General features: G+C 58.2%; 1 protein-coding gene. It reads right to left on the reverse strand.

The window, feature by feature from the left end:
* A partial coding sequence (locus DVK07_RS20420; RefSeq protein WP_199719681.1) for a CARDB domain-containing protein occupies positions 1 to 663 on the reverse strand: 663 nt, incomplete at both ends.

Consider the following 663-nt stretch of genomic DNA (forward strand, 5'->3'; position numbering starts at 1 on the left):
CGACGACAGTCAGGTTCTCGCCTTCGACGATTCTCGTGTCGGAAGCGTTCGCGTCGATGGAGACATTGAACCGCTCGTCAGCTGGCACTTCGATATCGACGGCTACGCCGCCCCCGTCAGCGCCGTCGCCTGCGACTAATTCGAGGGAAATCGTTTCCCCAGCATCCGTTTCATCCGTTTCGACGGCGAGTTTCACCGTCGTCGTCTCGCCGGCATCTAGCGAGACGTCTTCCACAACATCGACTTCATCGTCTGGGCCCCGCAGGAGTCTAACATCCTCTGTGCCAGCGCTATCCCCGTCGTTCCGGATCGTGGCTTCGACTGTCGCGGTTGCGCCGGGAGCGACCGGATCATCCGTAGTAACGTTCGTGATATTGAAATCCGGCGGTGATAGTACTGTCACCGTCGTCGAATCCGACCGCTCACCGGCCCGAACTGTGAGGTTGAGATTGCTGCCGATGTCGGAGTCGTTAGTCTCGGTCGTGAATTCAAACTGTTCCGTCTCTGAGACGTTGAGCGAAACGCCCGACTCGCTCACAACCACCGTGCCATTGCGGAGGAACTCGACAGTTTCAGTTCCTTGTAGATCGCCTTCATTTGTGACGTTCGCCGTGACGTTGATCGGCTCGCCTGCGGTGACGTTCTCCGGAGCGTCGACGATTT

The sequence above is a fragment of the Halorubrum sp. Atlit-26R genome (genome assembly GCF_003666015.1).
Taxonomy (GTDB): Archaea; Halobacteriota; Halobacteria; order Halobacteriales; family Haloferacaceae; genus Halorubrum.